Raw genomic sequence first — 14,332 nt, forward strand, 5'->3', positions numbered from 1 at the left:
CGCGAGGAAGGACAAGGGGAAGGGCCAATATCTGCTCCCCCTTGAGGCCAGTTGTTTACGTCGCGTCAAAATCGCGGGCCCGATGTGGGCGCAAATACGCAAACCCCGTGCGAGTGATGCGTGAAAACTGCACAAACGCCGCGCTATTGCTGAGAGGAGAATTCACAGCGAGGAAAACATGGTTGAAATTCGAAATCTGAAAAGGCCGACTTGGGTGACATCCCAACGGATGTATCGCGCGGGCGTGTGCGGGCTGGCGGGGTGGATCGTGTCGTTTGGCTTGGTGCATTGGGGCGGGCCGATGGCACGTCACATCCCGGATCAAGGGGTGCATCTTGCGGCGTTCTGGGGGGCGCTGGTTGCAGGGTTTATCGTGGCGAGCGGATTCGGTCATGCGCGTTGGTGGGGCTGGGCCTTGGCCGGTCTAAGTGCGGTGTTGGCAACGGTTTTTGGCGCGATTATCGCCGCGGCGACCATGGGCGTGCTTGCCGTCGGTTCCCCCTCAGCCGGAGCATTGGGCGTGATTGCGATTGCCGACGGGGCGAGCAGCCCGTTGCTGGTGTTGACGTGGGGTGTGGCGATGGTTGGTGTCGATGCCTTTGCCAGGTGGGGCGCAGTTGCGCGATTCCCACCTGTGAAAGACATCTTTGGCTAAGCAATTGGCGGCCGCGCTTAGTCCTTAAAGCTGCGGCTGCCTTTGATCTGATCCCACGCCCAAACAACTTCTTGCAGCTGTTCTTCTTGGCTGCGATCGCCACCATTCATGTCGGGGTGCAACACTTTGATCAGCTTTTTGTAGGCCTTGCGGATTTCCGGCTTGGTCGCGTTGTCATCAACCTCCAGCACCTCGATGGCGCGGCGTTCTGTGGCTGGCAATTTACGACCGGCTTTGGCACCACGTCCGGGGTTTTGCGTCGAATTTGCACCCAACACTTGATGCGGATCCTCGATGCCCAAACGGGCCCACGCCCGCGCCTCGGGGTCGCCCATCGGTTTGGTGGGGCGTTCCCATACCTTGTCGTCAGACTGCTGCGCGTTGATTTCGGCCTCGGTCGTGCCGTCAAAAAAGTTCCACTTCAGGTTATATTCGCGCACGTGCGCCTGACAAAACCAGAAGAAATCATCCAGAACATCGGGGGCCTTTGGTGCGCGGTACTTGCCTGCCTCGGCGCAGCCGGCGTGATCGCACACGCGGGTTGATGTCTCGGATGCACCGGACATGCCGCGGCGGCCACGGGGGTTTTTCTTTTTGGATGTGGATACGGACATATCGAATCCGAACGGATCAGGCTTTGGCATGAATGGGACCTTTTCGACTCAAGGCGTTGAGTTTAGAATATTGACAGAGAAGTTGAAGGGGGTTGACGCGAAAATACGTCAGGTCGTGTGCGATTTTTTTTGACGTTCAACTCAGATAGAAAAATGGGCGGGTGTATGCTGGTTACTCAAGAAATCGAAACAAAGCTGCGGGACGCCTTTGCGCCTCGCGAATTAGAGGTTGTCGATGACAGCGAAAGCCATCGCGGGCACGCAGGCTACCAGGATGGCGGGCAAAGTCATTTTAACGTGCGCATCCGGGCTGACGGTTTTTCCGGGCAGTCAAGAATTGTGCGTCACCGTGCCGTTCATGCCGCATTGGGGGCCGAATTGATAGGACGAATTCACGCGTTGGCACTGGATATCGACGTTTAGTTTTCTGATTTAAACCCGAGGCTTAGGTCTCGGGTTTGTCAGCACGTTGTTCGGCAAGGCTGCGCAGGCTGTCAGTCATGCCGGCAACTTCGCTGGTTTCCTCAACGCCGTTGTCGCTGAGCATTTGTGTGGCGCCAACCCCGCCGGCCGGGTGCTGGTCCGTGTCGACAGGTTCCTCAGGCTCGTCATCGCTGACATCCTCCTCGTCAGTGTCAACAGCCGCAGCAGCAATCACGGGCGGGGCCAAAACTTCGGGTGCAAATGTGGTGACGTCTGTGGTGCGCGGTTTGCGAAACACCAAAACATTGCGCCACTCAGTCGATGATCCGGTAAGTCCGGAACGTTCAATCGATGGCAATGTTTCTGCGCGCTGATATTCCCAACCAGAGGCCGCCATGGTGTTCATCAACTCCTCGATCGCATTGGCGAAACGGGCCTCATGGCTTTTGATTCCCTTAGCCTTCAGCCCTTTAGAGGGCGCGGGAACAACGCGATATTCGTATGTGGACATGGACGCACCTTTGGATTGCAGATGCCCGTATAGCAGGGGTGCGAGGTGGGGAAAAGAGGCGGGTTGCCTGTCGCAACACTAACTCTTGCGCTTGATCCCGATGCTGCGACCGGCGCGATCCGGGCGCGGCAGATCTTTGTGCGCATCATACATCGTTTCAATACGCGACAGTACGGTCTGCGGCATCGGTGCGACCTTGGGGCCGGATTGATCGACGTGCAGCGTGAGGGCCTCGCCCGTGGCCGCCAGCCAGCCGTCGTTGTGCCAGATTTCTTGATACACATGAAAGCGTTTTTCGTCATAATCCAGCAGTTGAAAGGTGATCTGGACTGGATCATTCACATGCAATTCGCGCACATAACAGACGTGGAATTCGGCGACATAGGTGGTGCAGCCGGTTTCGGTTAAATAGTCAGGACCAAAGCCGAAAACCGGATAGGCCTGATCGGCGCATTGATCCATCAGCACCGAATAATAGGCCATGTTGAGGTGGCCGTTATAGTCGATCCATTCAGGGCGCACGGTCAGGGTGGAGGAGCGGAAGGGGGCGTTTTGCATGAGCTGATCGTTCCTGTGGGCTAGGGCGGAGTCAACATCGACGCGGCGTCGTTACCCTTTGGAGAGGTGTTCGAGGATGTGGCAGGCGTAGTGTTCTTCCAGATCGCAGGCGCGCGTCAAAACATCCGTGGCGCGCCCGAGCGTTTCCGGGGCGTTTGTCTTGGCGTAATCCTGTAGCAAGCGCTGGCCAATTCGACTGCACGTCATTGACGAGCCCATGTCGCATATCTGTGCTTACAATGCGGCTGTATCCTGCGTCTCGTCAAATTCACCGACCAAAACAAGAAAGTAACATAGGGTCAGGTTTTGCGCGTCGCACCCTTGTTCCAATTTGGCGCGCCACGGTTCTAGCGGCGCAGCACCGTCAGCCTCTGCAAATGTGGCAATTTCCATTACGCCAGAAATCAGCGGATTGCACGCTGTAGGGGATTCATCTGTGCAGGCATCAAATAGATAGGTTAGATGCTCGTAACGCGAGTTTCTTAATTTGCCGTACCATGACAAGAAAAGCCCCAGATCGTCGCAGGCTTGCTTTTCTTTGGCAGCGCATTGAGTTCGCAAAGCACTATTTCGGCTTTCAGCTAAGGTTTCGGCGTGCTGAACATACGCTTTTTCTTTGCTCTTTAGTGCTGATGTAGCATCTGCGAGGGACGCGCCATTTTGCATCGCGCGTGCGACACCAAACGAGATGCCATCGGTGCGTTGGCTTAAAATGTCGATGTGTATCAAACATGCCATTGCTTTGCCCGCTGCGCATTGTGCGTCAGTTTGCGCTGCAGCGAGGGCCGCGCGGTTCGACATGCTGTAAGGTCCGTCGGGGGTCAGTTCCTTCAGAGTAAAGACGTTCTGAGCAAGGCTTTCGCATTGCTCGGGGGCACCGTCCGAGCAGCCTTTATTCCGCGCATCAAGCGCCATACGGGTCAAAGCGTCTGCGCGTTTGACGTCTTTTGGAAAAATTGGGGGGAGGCACTCCCTCTTTCGTAGTGGAACGCCAAGATCGCGCAATCAATCAGGGGATCGCACGTATTTGGATACCCCTCTTGTGCCGTTCCTGTTTGCGGCACTGCAAGCAGCACAAGACACAGCGCGATAACGTACCGCATCAGCCCGCCAGCTTTTTCGCCACCAATTCGTTCACAGCCTTGGGGTTGGCTTTGCCGCCTGTGGCTTTCATCACTTGGCCGACGAACCAGCCCGCCAATTTCGGGTTCTCGCGGGCTTTTTCAACTTGGGCGGGGTTGGCGGCGATGATCTCGTCTAAGGCAGCCTCGATTGCGCCGGTGTCGGTGACTTGTTTCATGCCGCGTTCTTCGACGATCACAGCAGGATCACCGCCTTCGGTATAGACGATTTCAAACAGGTCTTTGGCAATTTTACCGCTGATTGCGTCAGAGCTGATCAAGTCGATCACGCCGCCCAATTGTGCAGGCGTAACGGGGCTGTCGGTGATGTCGCGATCGTCTTTTTTCAGGCGGCCAAACAGTTCGTTGATGACCCAGTTGGCCGATGCTTTTCCGTCGCGCTTCTTTGCCACGGCTTCAAAGTAACCAGCGGTGTCCACGTCTGCAGTCAGCACGGATGCGTCATAATCCGACAGGCCAAAGTCGCTGATAAAACGCGATTTTTTGGCGTCTGGAAGTTCGGGCAAGGTGGCTGCGATTTCATCAACCCACTCTTGTTCGATTTCCAGCGGCATCAGGTCCGGATCAGGGAAATAACGGTAGTCATGGGCTTCTTCTTTGGATCGCAGAGGCGAGATTTCGCCAGTATCCGGGTTCCATGCGATGGTGTTTTGCTGGATTTTGCGACCCGCTTCGATTTCACCAATTTGGCGTTTTGCCTCGGCAATGATCGCCGCTTGGATGAACCGCATCGAGTTCATGTTTTTCAACTCGCAACGGGTGCCGAGATAAGAAAAATCATCGCCGTTTTCGCGGAACTTTTCGTAATCACCCGCGCGGCACACAGACACGTTCACATCAGCGCGCAGGTTGCCGTTTTGCATGTTGCCGTCAGATGTGCCCAGATATTGCACGATTTGGCGGATTTTGGCGATGTAGGCGGCGGCCTCTTCGGGGCTGCGGATGTCGGGTTTGGACACGATCTCCATCAGGCAGACGCCTGTGCGGTTCACGTCAACAAACGACATGTTCGGGTCCATGTCGTGAATGGATTTGCCCGCGTCCTGTTCCATGTGGATGCGTTCGACCCGCACCATGCGCGCGGTGCCGTCGCCCAACTCGACCAAGACTTCGCCTTCGCCCACAATCGGGTGGTACAACTGGCTGATTTGGTAGCCTTGCGGCAAGTCCGGATAGAAATAGTTTTTGCGGTCAAACGCCGATTTCAGGTTGATCTGTGCCTTTAGGCCCAGCCCCGTGCGCACGGTTTGTTCGATGCAATATTCGTTGATCACCGGCAACATGCCGGGCATGGCTGCATCCACAAACGACACGTTCGAATTGGGTTCAGACCCAAAGGTGGTCGACGCCCCCGAGAATAATTTCGCGTTTGAGGCGACCTGCGCGTGCACTTCCATCCCGATCACCAGTTCCCAATCGTGTTTGGCACCAGCGATGGTTTTGATTTTGGGCAAGTCGTAGGTCAGATCGAGCATGGGGTGTGCCTTTGGTAAACTGTTTGGATTGGTCATAAAACAGGGCTGCGCGCGGGGCAAGGTGGTTTGGGGGCGCGGCAAGATGTCGGATAGGGAAATTTCAGGTTTGGCCCCAAGTTACCAAAAGGCCCAGATCAAAGGAGTGGTCCCGAGATGCAAATTAGTGAACCCGACGTGCCGGAGTGGAGCTTTCTTACGGCCGAGGCGGCCAAAGACGGGTATTATACCGATCTGTTTGCGACCGAAGTTGATGGTCATGTGACGCTCGCGGCATTTATCCAAGCGTTTTACACAACGCCGTTGTTTCGCGCGGAACGACTGGTTTTGCGCATTGCCGCGCGCCTGCCCAGCACCGATCAGCAGGTCACAGACTTGGCAAACGCAGATGCGACAAAGTTCGCGGCATGGACCGTCGAAGCGCGCGAGGACACCCAGATTTTACTGAACGCAGGGCGCACAAAATCCTGCCTGATGGTGACGCACGAGGCTGACAAGACGCAATTGATGTTCGGCTCTGTGGTGGTGCCCGAGCCTGCCAAGGGCAACAAATCACCCCGTTTGGGGCCGGTTTTTGATACGTTGCTAAGCGCGCACAAAGTGTATTCGCGCCTGCTGCTCAGTGCGGCGGCGCGAAGACTTTAAGCGGCTTCGGTCACTGGGCCGTCTTCGGTAAAGATCACCTTGAGGCCCGCCGCGATTTCATGCCGGAACGTGTTGCCGATGATGCGCAGTGCGTCTGCTTGGCCCGAGGCCGCAAAACGGTCAGGGCAGCGCACCCGCAGGTTGTTGTCAAAACCGCGGGCTGCGTGGGCCCATAGCATCGGGTGCAATTCGGTCAGATGTTCGCGGATAATCCATTTGGCACAGTCCGTGATCTGGGCGCGTACGTGATCGGATTCGTCATTTCCGCCACGGGCATTGCCCATCGTATTGGCGCAATAGGCGGCCAAAAGGTTCACGACATACTGGTTCTGGGTCCGCTCTAGGATGTCGTGCAATCCGTCGATGAAAAACGCCACGTCCAGTCGCGAGCAGGCGACGTCGTCATAAGCGATTGCATCAAATTGCACCCAAACATAGGCCCCGGCACCCCAAAGCTCTTGCGTGCGGGCAGCTGTGCGGCGCGCTTCGAGTTCCAGCATGTCGTGGCTGCCATACCAACGTGGCAGCAGGTGGTTGCCCATTGCGCGCATCGCACGGGCATTCATCGGATCAAGGTTGATCAGGGTTTCGTAGGCGTCTGCGATATTTTCTTTGGATGAATCTTTGCCGGTGCGCAGAGCACATTCTGCCGCGCACAAGAACGCAGGTTTCGGGTTCATATCGGCGAAGGGGGCCAAAATGTCTGTGGCACGATCAAAATGGGCCTCAAACGCCGCGCGGTTCTGAGACGAAATTTCTGTGTCCCAGCCGGTGCCACGCCACGCCCAACCGATGTCCATGTGGGCATGGGCGACAATGGCTGCAATGGCGTAGTCGTGGTTGGAGTCTGCAAGCACCCCCTCAAGCGCCTCGATGCCGTCCATCAACGGTGCATCTTTGGCCGGGCGGCCAGTGATCAGCGCATGTTCACAGGCAAGTACAACATCTGCCCGCGCGCCGTATCCGACCAGATCAGCCACAGGCATACCACCGGCTGTTTTGCTCAGGGCGCGATCAGCAAGGCGGATCGCACGGGCCACATCATCCCACTGTTCCTGACGGGCCAAACGCTGGCCACGCATTTGGTGATAGTCCCGTTCGCGGTCTTCTGCGGTTGGGTCAGGGCAGGGGATCGACAAAGCCTGGGCTTGGTCAATCGCTTCGTGTGATCGTGTGCGGGCTTTTTGAACAACAGGACCGGACGGGAGAACAACGCCGTCTGCGGCAACCGTTGGGCGGGTCCTTGAAAACAGCGCCGAAAAGGGGCGCAGGGGGGAACCAATGATACTCGTTAACAACATTCTGGATATTTCCAAATTCTTTTATTCGACCCTCGTAATGTGCAAAAGGTTTGAGGCCGAAACGTGGCGAGGGCGCGATGGTTTGAGGCTTTTGTCACGGCAAAACCGCTTATTTTATTAACAAAATCCTAATTTTGCGCCTTACTTCCCGTTAAGGTAGGTAAGCTTTCACTTTCGGGTGGAATTCCGTTGAACTGCCCAAGTGACGCGAAATAGCGACAATCCGCGTATGAGCGGACTGTTGTTGCAAAATCAGGGGCAATGAGGGGGCAAAGCTTGCCATTTGGGTACACCTTTGCCCATAGTCATCGTCATGCGTATGAAATTAACCATATTGGCCGTGTTGATCGGTCTGAGCGGACCTTTTGCAGGATCGGTGCTCGCCGACACCAGTGATACGGTCGATTTGCGCCCCCCAACACGGGACGGCAATGTGCCGCGCACCCGCTGGACGCATCAACAAGATCACCTGCTGTGGAACCGTGCGGCGCTGTCTGCACTGAAATCACACGGCAAGCCGCTGACGGATATGGTCCCGCGCGACATCGAAAACTGGTGCCCCAAATATCCAACCGCAAGCGACGCGGATCGCCGTGCCTTTTGGTTGGGGTTCATGTCGGCGCTTGCGAAATTTGAAAGCACCTACAAGCCCAAGGCCGTGGGCGGCGGTGGCAAGTGGTATGGCTTGTTGCAAATCCTGCCCGCGACGGCGCGGGGCTATAAATGCAATGTCGGCACCGGTGAGGCGCTGAAAAACGGTGCGGCCAACCTAAGCTGCGCGGTGCGGATCATGGCCGTCACTGTGCCACGTGACGGGGTGGTGCATGGGCGCGACAACAAATGGCGTGGTGTCAGCGCCGATTGGGGGCCGATGCGGTCCAAATCCAAACGCGCTGACATGGCGAATTGGCTGCGTCGTCAGGCGTACTGTGCGCCGTTGGACAACCTGCGCCCACAGACGCGGCCCTGACCCAGTTCACACAAACCCAAAATGGTGGCGCTCGGTTTTGATGCCACGGGATTCTAGTTCGGTTTCAAACGCGCGGTGGGGCGGCGTTGCCTCAAACGGGATTTTCACCTTTTGACCGATGTGCAGCACAGCCGTGAGGCGCACGGACAGATCAAGGCGGGTGTCAAAGCGGATGTGTTTGATTTTTTTGATCGAAACCTCGCCAGTCTTGGTGCCTGCATGCCAACTTAGCGTGGTGGCATCCAAGCTTAGCCCAGCCGCCCGCGCAGTGATCAAATCGTAAAACGCGGGCAGGGTGCACAAAACCACGGCCACGGCCAGCACGATGGACATGTCGATGCGAATGATCAAAACCACCAGAGCGACCCAGATGGCCAGCACCGTGATCAGGGTCGTCCAATTGCGCCCTGAGGTTTCAAACCTGTAGGCGTCCACTCACGCGCCCCTGATCCGGCTGATCATTTCCGAAGTATCGCGGCTGAGTTTGGGGGTATTGCCGATCCGCTCTAGCTGTGTGCCGATCAAGGTTTGGCGGATCGCATCGTAGCGCCGCCAGGTCTGGAATGCCGAACACATCCGTGCGGTCGTTTGCGGGTTCACCGGATCCAGTTTGATCAGCCAGTCGGCCAGCAGCCTGTATCCAGACCCGTCCTTGGCGTGGAACCCGGCGTGGTGCATCGCGAGGGCCCCAAGCGTGGCGCGGAAACGGTTCGGGTTTTTCCAGTTGAACGCCGCATGTTTGGTCAGGGCTGTGGCCGTGTCGGCGGCATCGTCGGGCTTGGCCTTGATCACTTGCAGGCCGAACCACTTGTCCATGACCAGCCGGTCGTCACGCCACTGGGTTTCAAAGGCCGCAAGGGCCCCGTCGCCACGCCCTGCACTGATCAAGGCGCCAAGCGCGCTCAGTTGCTGCGTCATGTTCGAGGCGCTGTCGAACTGCTTTTGCGCGGCGTCGCCCCCGTCAAGGCGGGTGAGCAGGGGTAGAATGGCCCCCGTCAGCGCGCGTTTGCCGGATTGCCCGGCGTCGGGTTGGTAGGGGGCGGACACTTGATAGCGCTCAAACAGCGGGGTCAAAATGTCTGACAGATGATCGGCTTGCGCGGCGCGGGTTGCCTCATGCGCCGCCCAGATCGCGTCTGGATCAGGGGTGTCGCCGGCGGTGTGCAAATCAGCGGCCAGTTCAGACTGACTGGGCAGACCAAGCATTAGCGCGCGAAAGTTCGGGTCCAGATCGTCATTGCGGATGAGCGCGTGCAACCCGTCCAGATAGGCCGGATCAGGGGCTTTGCCGTTGCGAATACTGGCCAGAACCGACGCCTTGGCCAGCGCGCGCCCGGATTCCCAGCGGTTGAACGGATCGGTGTCGTGGGCCAGTAGGAACGCGTGGTCCGCTTTGTGATCCAGAACCACGGGCGCCGAAAACCCGCGCAGGATGGACGGCACCGGTTTGGACGTCTGACCGGTGAAACTAAAGCTTTGCGTGGCTTTGGTGACCTCGAGGATTTGAGTGCTCATGGTTTCGACGCCGTCTGGCCCCAGCAGACCAAGGGCGACAGGAATGACTTGCGGTTCCGGTTTGGCCGTCGCCGCGCTGGGCGGCGTGTGCTGGGTAAAGGTCAGCGTGTAAGTGTCACCCTGATAGGTTTCCGCGACCTTAAGATGCGGCGTGCCCGCTTGGGAATACCAGCGTTTGAATTGGGTCAAATCGCGGCCGGTGCTGTCCTCGAACACTTGTAGCCAATCCTCGATCGTGCAGGCCTGACCGTCGTGGCGATCAAAGTACAGATCCAGCGCCTTTGAATAGGCGTCGGCCCCGACCAGCGTGCGCAGCATGCCGATGACTTCGGCGCCCTTTTCGTAGATCGTGGCGGTGTAGAAATTGTTGATCTCCTGAAAACTTTCGGGGCGCACAGGGTGGGCAAGCGGGCCTTGATCTTCGGTGAACTGACGGCTGCGCAAATCGATCACGTCGCGGATGCGTTTGACCGACGGCGATCGCATATCCGAGGTGAACTGGCTGTCGCGATACACCGTCAGCCCTTCTTTCAGGCACAGCTGGAACCAGTCACGGCAGGTGATCCGATTGCCCGTCCAGTTGTGAAAATACTCATGCGCGATGATCGCCTCGATCCGTTCAAAATTATCGTCGGTCGAGGTTTCAGGGCTGGCCAGCACGGCAGAGGAGTTGAAAATATTCAGCCCCTTGTTTTCCATCGCGCCCATGTTGAAATCATCAACGGCGACGATATTGAAAATGCCCAGATCGTATTCGCGGCCATAGACGTCTTCGTCCCATTTCATCGAATCCTTGAGCGCCTGCATGCCAAAGGCGCACTTGCCCTCGTCGCCGGGGCGCACATACAGGTTCAACGCGACGTCGCGCCCGTTCATGGTTGTAAAGCGGTCTTTGTGGGCGATCAGTTCGCCTGCGACCAATGCGAATAGGTACGCGGGCTTGGGCCAGGGGTCGTGCCATTCCGCCCAGCCATCGCCTGATGCGACGTGATCGCCGTTGGACAGCAACGTGGAATGCGGCCCGTTGATGCGCACGGTGAACGTCGACATTACATCGGGGCGGTCGGGGTAAAATGTGATCTTACGAAACCCTTCGGCCTCGCACTGGGTGCAATACATGCCGCTGGATTGATACAGCCCCTCAAGCGAGGTGTTGGCGGCGGGATCAATCTGGACTTCGCATTCCCAGATGAACGGGATGTTGGGCACCTCGCAGGTCAGCCCCTCGGCGGTGACAGTTGGCGTGACCGTTTCGCCGTCGATTTTGGCGGAGCGCAGGTTGAGCTGTTCGCCATGCAAAAAGAACGTCTTGTCGGTGGCGTCTTTGCGCGGGCTGAACTTGATCCGCGACGTGACGCGCGTGGCGTTCGGGGCCAGATCAAAGGTCAGGTGGACGGTGTCGACGGTGTATCCAAAAGGCGTGTAGTCCTTAAGATAAATAGTCTGGGGGGCTGCGTCGCGCATAAGTCACTTCCGAAAAGTTGGGAACAGGTATCAACGGGACTACGTTAGGGGTGCAAGACATTGGCCGCAAGCGGTCTCAGGCTGGCGGTGGGCGACAGGACTGCCTTTGGGCGTAAAGGGGGAAAAGGCATGCCAAAGATGCGCAAGAAATCGGACTTTCCGAGCAAGGTTTGTGCCACCTGTGGTCGCCCGTTTGTATGGCGCAAAGCCTGGGCCAATGTTTGGGACGAGGTGCGATATTGTTCCGAGAGGTGCAGGCGGGAAAAGTAACGCCGGTTTCGGATTTATTCGAATTGGTAAGAAAATTTGACCAATCATGTTTACTATCGGAAACTTTTTACCTACAGCATACCGCAGGACACTGTTATCAAGCTGCGAATCCAAAGACCAAAGGGGCCTTCATGACCGATTTTGTTGCCAAATCAGAGCTGCGCGTTGCGCCAGAGCTTGCCACGTTCATCGAAACCGCGGCTTTGCCGGGGACAGGTGTTGACGCCGATGCCTTTTGGACGGGCTTTTCACAATTGGTGCACGAACGTGGCCCGCAAAACCGCGCGTTGTTGGAAAAACGCGAGCAAATCCAAGCGCAAGTTGATGCCTGGCACTTTGAACATCGCGGTGCGAACCATGATGCGGCGGCCTACAAGGCGTTCTTGCAAGACATCGGCTATCTGGTCCCTGAGGGCGACACATTTGAAATCGAAACGGCCAACGTCGATCCAGAGATCGCATCGGTTGCCGGCCCGCAATTGGTCGTGCCGATCACCAACGCGCGCTTTGCGCTGAATGCCGCCAACGCCCGCTGGGGCAGCCTGTATGACGGGTTTTACGGCACGGACGCGATGGGCAGCACGCCGCCAAAAGGGCCTTACAACCAAGGGCGCGGCGCACGGGTTGTCGCGCGCGCACGGGTGTTCCTCGACGAAGCGTTCCCGATTGATGGCACCAGCCACGCGGATGCGCGTCGGTATAGTGTGCGCAAAGGTGCGTTGATGGTGGATGATTGTCCGCTGGATCACCCCGAGAAATTCGTCGGCTACAAAGGCCACCCCAAAGCGCCATCTTCGATTTTGCTGCGCAACAACGGCTTGCATGTCGAACTGGTGTTTGATCGCACACACTCCATCGGCAGCCGCGACCAAGCGGGCCTCGCTGATGTGGTCATGGAAAGCGCTGTATCCGCGATCATGGATTGCGAAGATTCCGTCGCCTGTGTCGACGCCGAAGACAAAGTTGTTGCCTACACAAACTGGCTAGGCCTGATGCGCGGTGATCTGGAAGAGACGTTTGAGAAGAATGGTACACAGATGACCCGCAAAATGGCCGGTGATCGTGACTTTACCACGCCTGATGGCGGCGAAATGTCTGTCAAAGGGCGCGCGCTGATGTTGGTGCGCAATGTCGGGCATCTGATGACCAACCCTGCGATTTTGGACCGTGACGGCAACGAAGTGTTCGAAGGTCTGATGGATGCCATGGTGACCACGCTGATCGCGATGCACGATTTGCAGCGCGAGGGCGGCAATTCGGTCAAAGGATCAGTTTATGTTGTGAAGCCAAAGATGCACGGGCCCGAAGAGGTCGCCTTTGCTGACGGAACATTCACGGCCGTCGAACAGATTTTGGGCCTGCCGCAGAACACCGTCAAAATCGGGATCATGGACGAGGAGCGCCGCACCACGGTGAACCTGAAGGAATGTATTCGCGCGGCAAAGAGTCGGGTGGCATTTATCAACACCGGTTTCCTGGATCGCACGGGCGATGAAATCCACACCTCGATGGAGGCTGGGCCGTTTTCGCGCAAAGACTTTATCAAAGGCAAAAGCTGGATCGCGGCTTATGAAGATCAAAACGTCGATATCGGCCTGGATTGCGGCCTGTCCGGTAAGGCGCAAATCGGCAAAGGCATGTGGGCGATGCCCGATCTGATGGCAGCAATGCTTGAGCAAAAGATTGGTCATCCGAAATCAGGGGCGAACTGCGCTTGGGTGCCAAGCCCGACTGCCGCGACGCTGCACGCACTGCACTATCACAAGGTTGATGTGTTTGCAGTTCAGGCCAAGCTGAAAGCAGGCGGACGCCGTGCGCATGTTGAAACGGTTCTGGAAATCCCGCTGGCGACCTACCAAAAATGGACCGACGCGCAGAAAATCCGCGAAGTGGAAAATAACGCTCAAGGGATTCTGGGCTATGTCGTGCGCTGGATCGACCAAGGCGTCGGCTGTTCCAAAGTGCCAGACATGAACAATGTCGGCCTGATGGAAGATCGTGCAACTTGCCGGATTTCAGCGCAGCACGTGGCCAACTGGTTGAACCACGGCGTTGTGGACGCCCAGCAAGTCATGGCGGCCATGCGCAAGATGGCAGAAGTCGTCGATGGCCAAAACGCGGGCGATGCGTCGTACACGCCGATGGCACCGGGTTTTGACGGGATTGCGTTTCAGGCGGCCTGCGATCTGGTTCTTAAGGGGCGTACGCAACCGTCTGGCTACACAGAACCTGTTTTGCATGCCCGCCGTTTGGAATTCAAAGCAGCAGCAAAATAACCCATAGAAATGGTGGATTGAAATCCACCTTACGAGGAGAAATCACATGATCAATCTTAGAAAAGCCCGCGTCCTTATTCGCAAAACTTTGGAAAAGGGCCGCGAGTTGGACCTAAAGCCACTGTCCGTTGTCGTGCTGGATGCGGGCGGTCACGTGCAAGCGTTCGAGCGCGAAGATGGCGCAGCACCGGGGCGTTTCGCGATCGCACACGGCAAGGCCTATGGCTCGGTCATGTTGGGCATGGCGGGCACCGCGCAAATGGCACGCGCCGAAGCGCAGGCGTATTTCATGGACTCTGTGAACGGTGTATTTGGTGGTCAGGTGATCCCGGTGCCGGGCGGCGTTTTGATCCGTGGACGCAAAGGCGAAGTGATCGGGGCGGTTGGTGTGACGGGCGACAGCTCTGACAACGATCTGATCGCGGCGATGGCGGGACTTGAGGCAGCAGGTTTGGTCGGCGAGGGCTAAGCCAAACTCTATTGCGGATTTGCGCACATACAACTGCGCGGGGGGCG

Annotated in this window: 16 protein-coding genes; 7 read left to right on the forward strand and 9 right to left on the reverse strand. The window is 57.3% G+C overall.

The genetic code is table 11. The annotated features are described in order from the left end of the window. Positions 1 to 214 precede the first annotated feature (214 nt). Positions 215 to 655, forward strand: a complete 441-nt coding sequence (locus ACFIO0_RS05215) for a hypothetical protein (protein ID WP_390914247.1) — start codon at positions 215 to 217, stop codon at positions 653 to 655. 17 nt (positions 656 to 672) lie between these two features. Here the strand turns inward: ACFIO0_RS05215 and ACFIO0_RS05220 are convergent, their stop codons facing one another. Beyond that, entirely contained in the window at positions 673 to 1,299 is a 627-nt protein-coding gene (locus ACFIO0_RS05220; RefSeq protein ID WP_390914248.1) for a DnaJ domain-containing protein, read from the reverse strand. 135 nt (positions 1,300 to 1,434) lie between these two features. On the opposite strand from ACFIO0_RS05220, the gene ACFIO0_RS05225 reads away from it, so the two are divergent. Next, positions 1,435 to 1,692 (forward strand): BolA/IbaG family iron-sulfur metabolism protein, encoded by a 258-nt coding sequence (locus ACFIO0_RS05225; RefSeq protein WP_390914250.1) that lies wholly within the window; start codon positions 1,435 to 1,437, stop codon positions 1,690 to 1,692. Between the two features lie 22 nt (positions 1,693 to 1,714). Here ACFIO0_RS05225 and ACFIO0_RS05230 read toward each other — a convergent pair whose 3' ends face one another. The 5 genes from ACFIO0_RS05230 to gatB form a co-directional block, all read right to left on the reverse strand. Then, a complete protein-coding gene (locus tag ACFIO0_RS05230; protein WP_390914252.1) occupies positions 1,715 to 2,203 on the reverse strand; it encodes a DUF4177 domain-containing protein in 489 nt (162 codons plus the stop codon). A gap of 78 nt (positions 2,204 to 2,281) precedes the next feature. After that, a complete protein-coding gene (locus ACFIO0_RS05235) occupies positions 2,282 to 2,761 on the reverse strand; it encodes a thioesterase family protein (protein ID WP_390914254.1) in 480 nt (159 codons plus the stop codon). 51 nt (positions 2,762 to 2,812) lie between these two features. Next, the gene (locus ACFIO0_RS05240; protein WP_390914255.1) at positions 2,813 to 2,968 is read right to left on the reverse strand and encodes a hypothetical protein; all 156 of its coding nucleotides are present in this window, start codon (positions 2,966 to 2,968) and stop codon (positions 2,813 to 2,815) included. A gap of 27 nt (positions 2,969 to 2,995) precedes the next feature. Then, positions 2,996 to 3,685, reverse strand: a complete 690-nt coding sequence (locus tag ACFIO0_RS05245) for a hypothetical protein (RefSeq protein WP_390914257.1) — start codon at positions 3,683 to 3,685, stop codon at positions 2,996 to 2,998. Between the two features lie 178 nt (positions 3,686 to 3,863). Further along, the gene (gene gatB, locus ACFIO0_RS05250; RefSeq protein ID WP_390914258.1) at positions 3,864 to 5,378 is read right to left on the reverse strand and encodes an Asp-tRNA(Asn)/Glu-tRNA(Gln) amidotransferase subunit GatB; all 1,515 of its coding nucleotides are present in this window, start codon (positions 5,376 to 5,378) and stop codon (positions 3,864 to 3,866) included. A 153-nt stretch (positions 5,379 to 5,531) separates the two neighbouring features. Here gatB and ACFIO0_RS05255 point away from each other — a divergent pair, with 153 nt between their 5' ends. Beyond that, the gene (locus tag ACFIO0_RS05255; protein WP_390914260.1) at positions 5,532 to 6,020 is read left to right on the forward strand and encodes a hypothetical protein; all 489 of its coding nucleotides are present in this window, start codon (positions 5,532 to 5,534) and stop codon (positions 6,018 to 6,020) included. Here ACFIO0_RS05255 and ACFIO0_RS05260 read toward each other — a convergent pair. Then, positions 6,017 to 7,321: a hypothetical protein gene (locus ACFIO0_RS05260; protein ID WP_390914261.1), complete on the reverse strand. Its 1,305-nt coding sequence runs from the start codon at positions 7,319 to 7,321 to the stop codon at positions 6,017 to 6,019. The two genes, ACFIO0_RS05255 and ACFIO0_RS05260, sit on opposite strands and share 4 nt — an antisense overlap. A gap of 319 nt (positions 7,322 to 7,640) precedes the next feature. On the opposite strand from ACFIO0_RS05260, the gene ACFIO0_RS05265 reads away from it, so the two are divergent. Then, positions 7,641 to 8,291, forward strand: coding sequence for a transglycosylase SLT domain-containing protein (locus ACFIO0_RS05265; RefSeq protein ID WP_390914263.1), 651 nt, complete (start codon positions 7,641 to 7,643; stop codon positions 8,289 to 8,291). A gap of 6 nt (positions 8,292 to 8,297) precedes the next feature. Here the strand turns inward: ACFIO0_RS05265 and ACFIO0_RS05270 are convergent, their stop codons facing one another. Further along, complete coding sequence (locus ACFIO0_RS05270; RefSeq protein ID WP_390914265.1) at positions 8,298 to 8,726, reverse strand: hypothetical protein; 429 nt, start codon at positions 8,724 to 8,726, stop codon at positions 8,298 to 8,300. Beyond that, a complete protein-coding gene (gene pepN, locus ACFIO0_RS05275; RefSeq protein ID WP_390914267.1) occupies positions 8,727 to 11,270 on the reverse strand; it encodes an aminopeptidase N in 2,544 nt (847 codons plus the stop codon). 138 nt (positions 11,271 to 11,408) lie between these two features. Here pepN and ACFIO0_RS05280 point away from each other — a divergent pair, with 138 nt between their 5' ends. The 3 genes from ACFIO0_RS05280 to ACFIO0_RS05290 all read left to right on the forward strand — a co-directional run bounded on the left by ACFIO0_RS05280 (position 11,409) and on the right by ACFIO0_RS05290 (position 14,285). Then, entirely contained in the window at positions 11,409 to 11,540 is a 132-nt protein-coding gene (locus ACFIO0_RS05280; RefSeq protein ID WP_390915284.1) for a DUF2256 domain-containing protein, read from the forward strand. Positions 11,541 to 11,671: 131 nt separating this feature from the next. Continuing rightward, positions 11,672 to 13,816: a malate synthase G gene (locus ACFIO0_RS05285; protein WP_390914269.1), complete on the forward strand. Its 2,145-nt coding sequence runs from the start codon at positions 11,672 to 11,674 to the stop codon at positions 13,814 to 13,816. A gap of 46 nt (positions 13,817 to 13,862) precedes the next feature. Beyond that, complete coding sequence (locus ACFIO0_RS05290) at positions 13,863 to 14,285, forward strand: heme-binding protein (RefSeq protein ID WP_390914270.1); 423 nt, start codon at positions 13,863 to 13,865, stop codon at positions 14,283 to 14,285. The last annotated feature ends 47 nt before the right edge of the window (positions 14,286 to 14,332 follow it).

The sequence above is a fragment of the Pseudosulfitobacter sp. SM2401 genome, from assembly GCF_042932805.1.
In the GTDB taxonomy this organism is placed as follows: Bacteria; Pseudomonadota; Alphaproteobacteria; order Rhodobacterales; family Rhodobacteraceae; genus Ascidiaceihabitans.

Bases quoted from the DNA above. Each gene is read 5' to 3' on its own strand.
- ACFIO0_RS05220 (WP_390914248.1), bottom strand. From the start codon at position 1,299: ATGCCAAAGCCTGATCCGTTCGGATTCGATATGTCCGTATCCACATCC.
- ACFIO0_RS05225 (WP_390914250.1), top strand. From the start codon at position 1,435: ATGCTGGTTACTCAAGAAATCGAAACAAAGCTGCGGGACGCCTTTGCG.
- ACFIO0_RS05230 (WP_390914252.1), bottom strand. From the start codon at position 2,203: ATGTCCACATACGAATATCGCGTTGTTCCCGCGCCCTCTAAAGGGCTG.
- ACFIO0_RS05235 (WP_390914254.1), bottom strand. From the start codon at position 2,761: ATGCAAAACGCCCCCTTCCGCTCCTCCACCCTGACCGTGCGCCCTGAA.
- ACFIO0_RS05240 (WP_390914255.1), bottom strand. From the start codon at position 2,968: ATGACGTGCAGTCGAATTGGCCAGCGCTTGCTACAGGATTACGCCAAG.
- gatB (WP_390914258.1), bottom strand. From the start codon at position 5,378: ATGCTCGATCTGACCTACGACTTGCCCAAAATCAAAACCATCGCTGGT.
- ACFIO0_RS05255 (WP_390914260.1), top strand. From the start codon at position 5,532: ATGCAAATTAGTGAACCCGACGTGCCGGAGTGGAGCTTTCTTACGGCC.
- ACFIO0_RS05260 (WP_390914261.1), bottom strand. From the start codon at position 7,321: ATGTTGTTAACGAGTATCATTGGTTCCCCCCTGCGCCCCTTTTCGGCG.
- ACFIO0_RS05265 (WP_390914263.1), top strand. From the start codon at position 7,641: ATGAAATTAACCATATTGGCCGTGTTGATCGGTCTGAGCGGACCTTTT.
- pepN (WP_390914267.1), bottom strand. From the start codon at position 11,270: ATGCGCGACGCAGCCCCCCAGACTATTTATCTTAAGGACTACACGCCT.
- ACFIO0_RS05280 (WP_390915284.1), top strand. From the start codon at position 11,409: ATGCGCAAGAAATCGGACTTTCCGAGCAAGGTTTGTGCCACCTGTGGT.
- ACFIO0_RS05285 (WP_390914269.1), top strand. From the start codon at position 11,672: ATGACCGATTTTGTTGCCAAATCAGAGCTGCGCGTTGCGCCAGAGCTT.
- ACFIO0_RS05290 (WP_390914270.1), top strand. From the start codon at position 13,863: ATGATCAATCTTAGAAAAGCCCGCGTCCTTATTCGCAAAACTTTGGAA.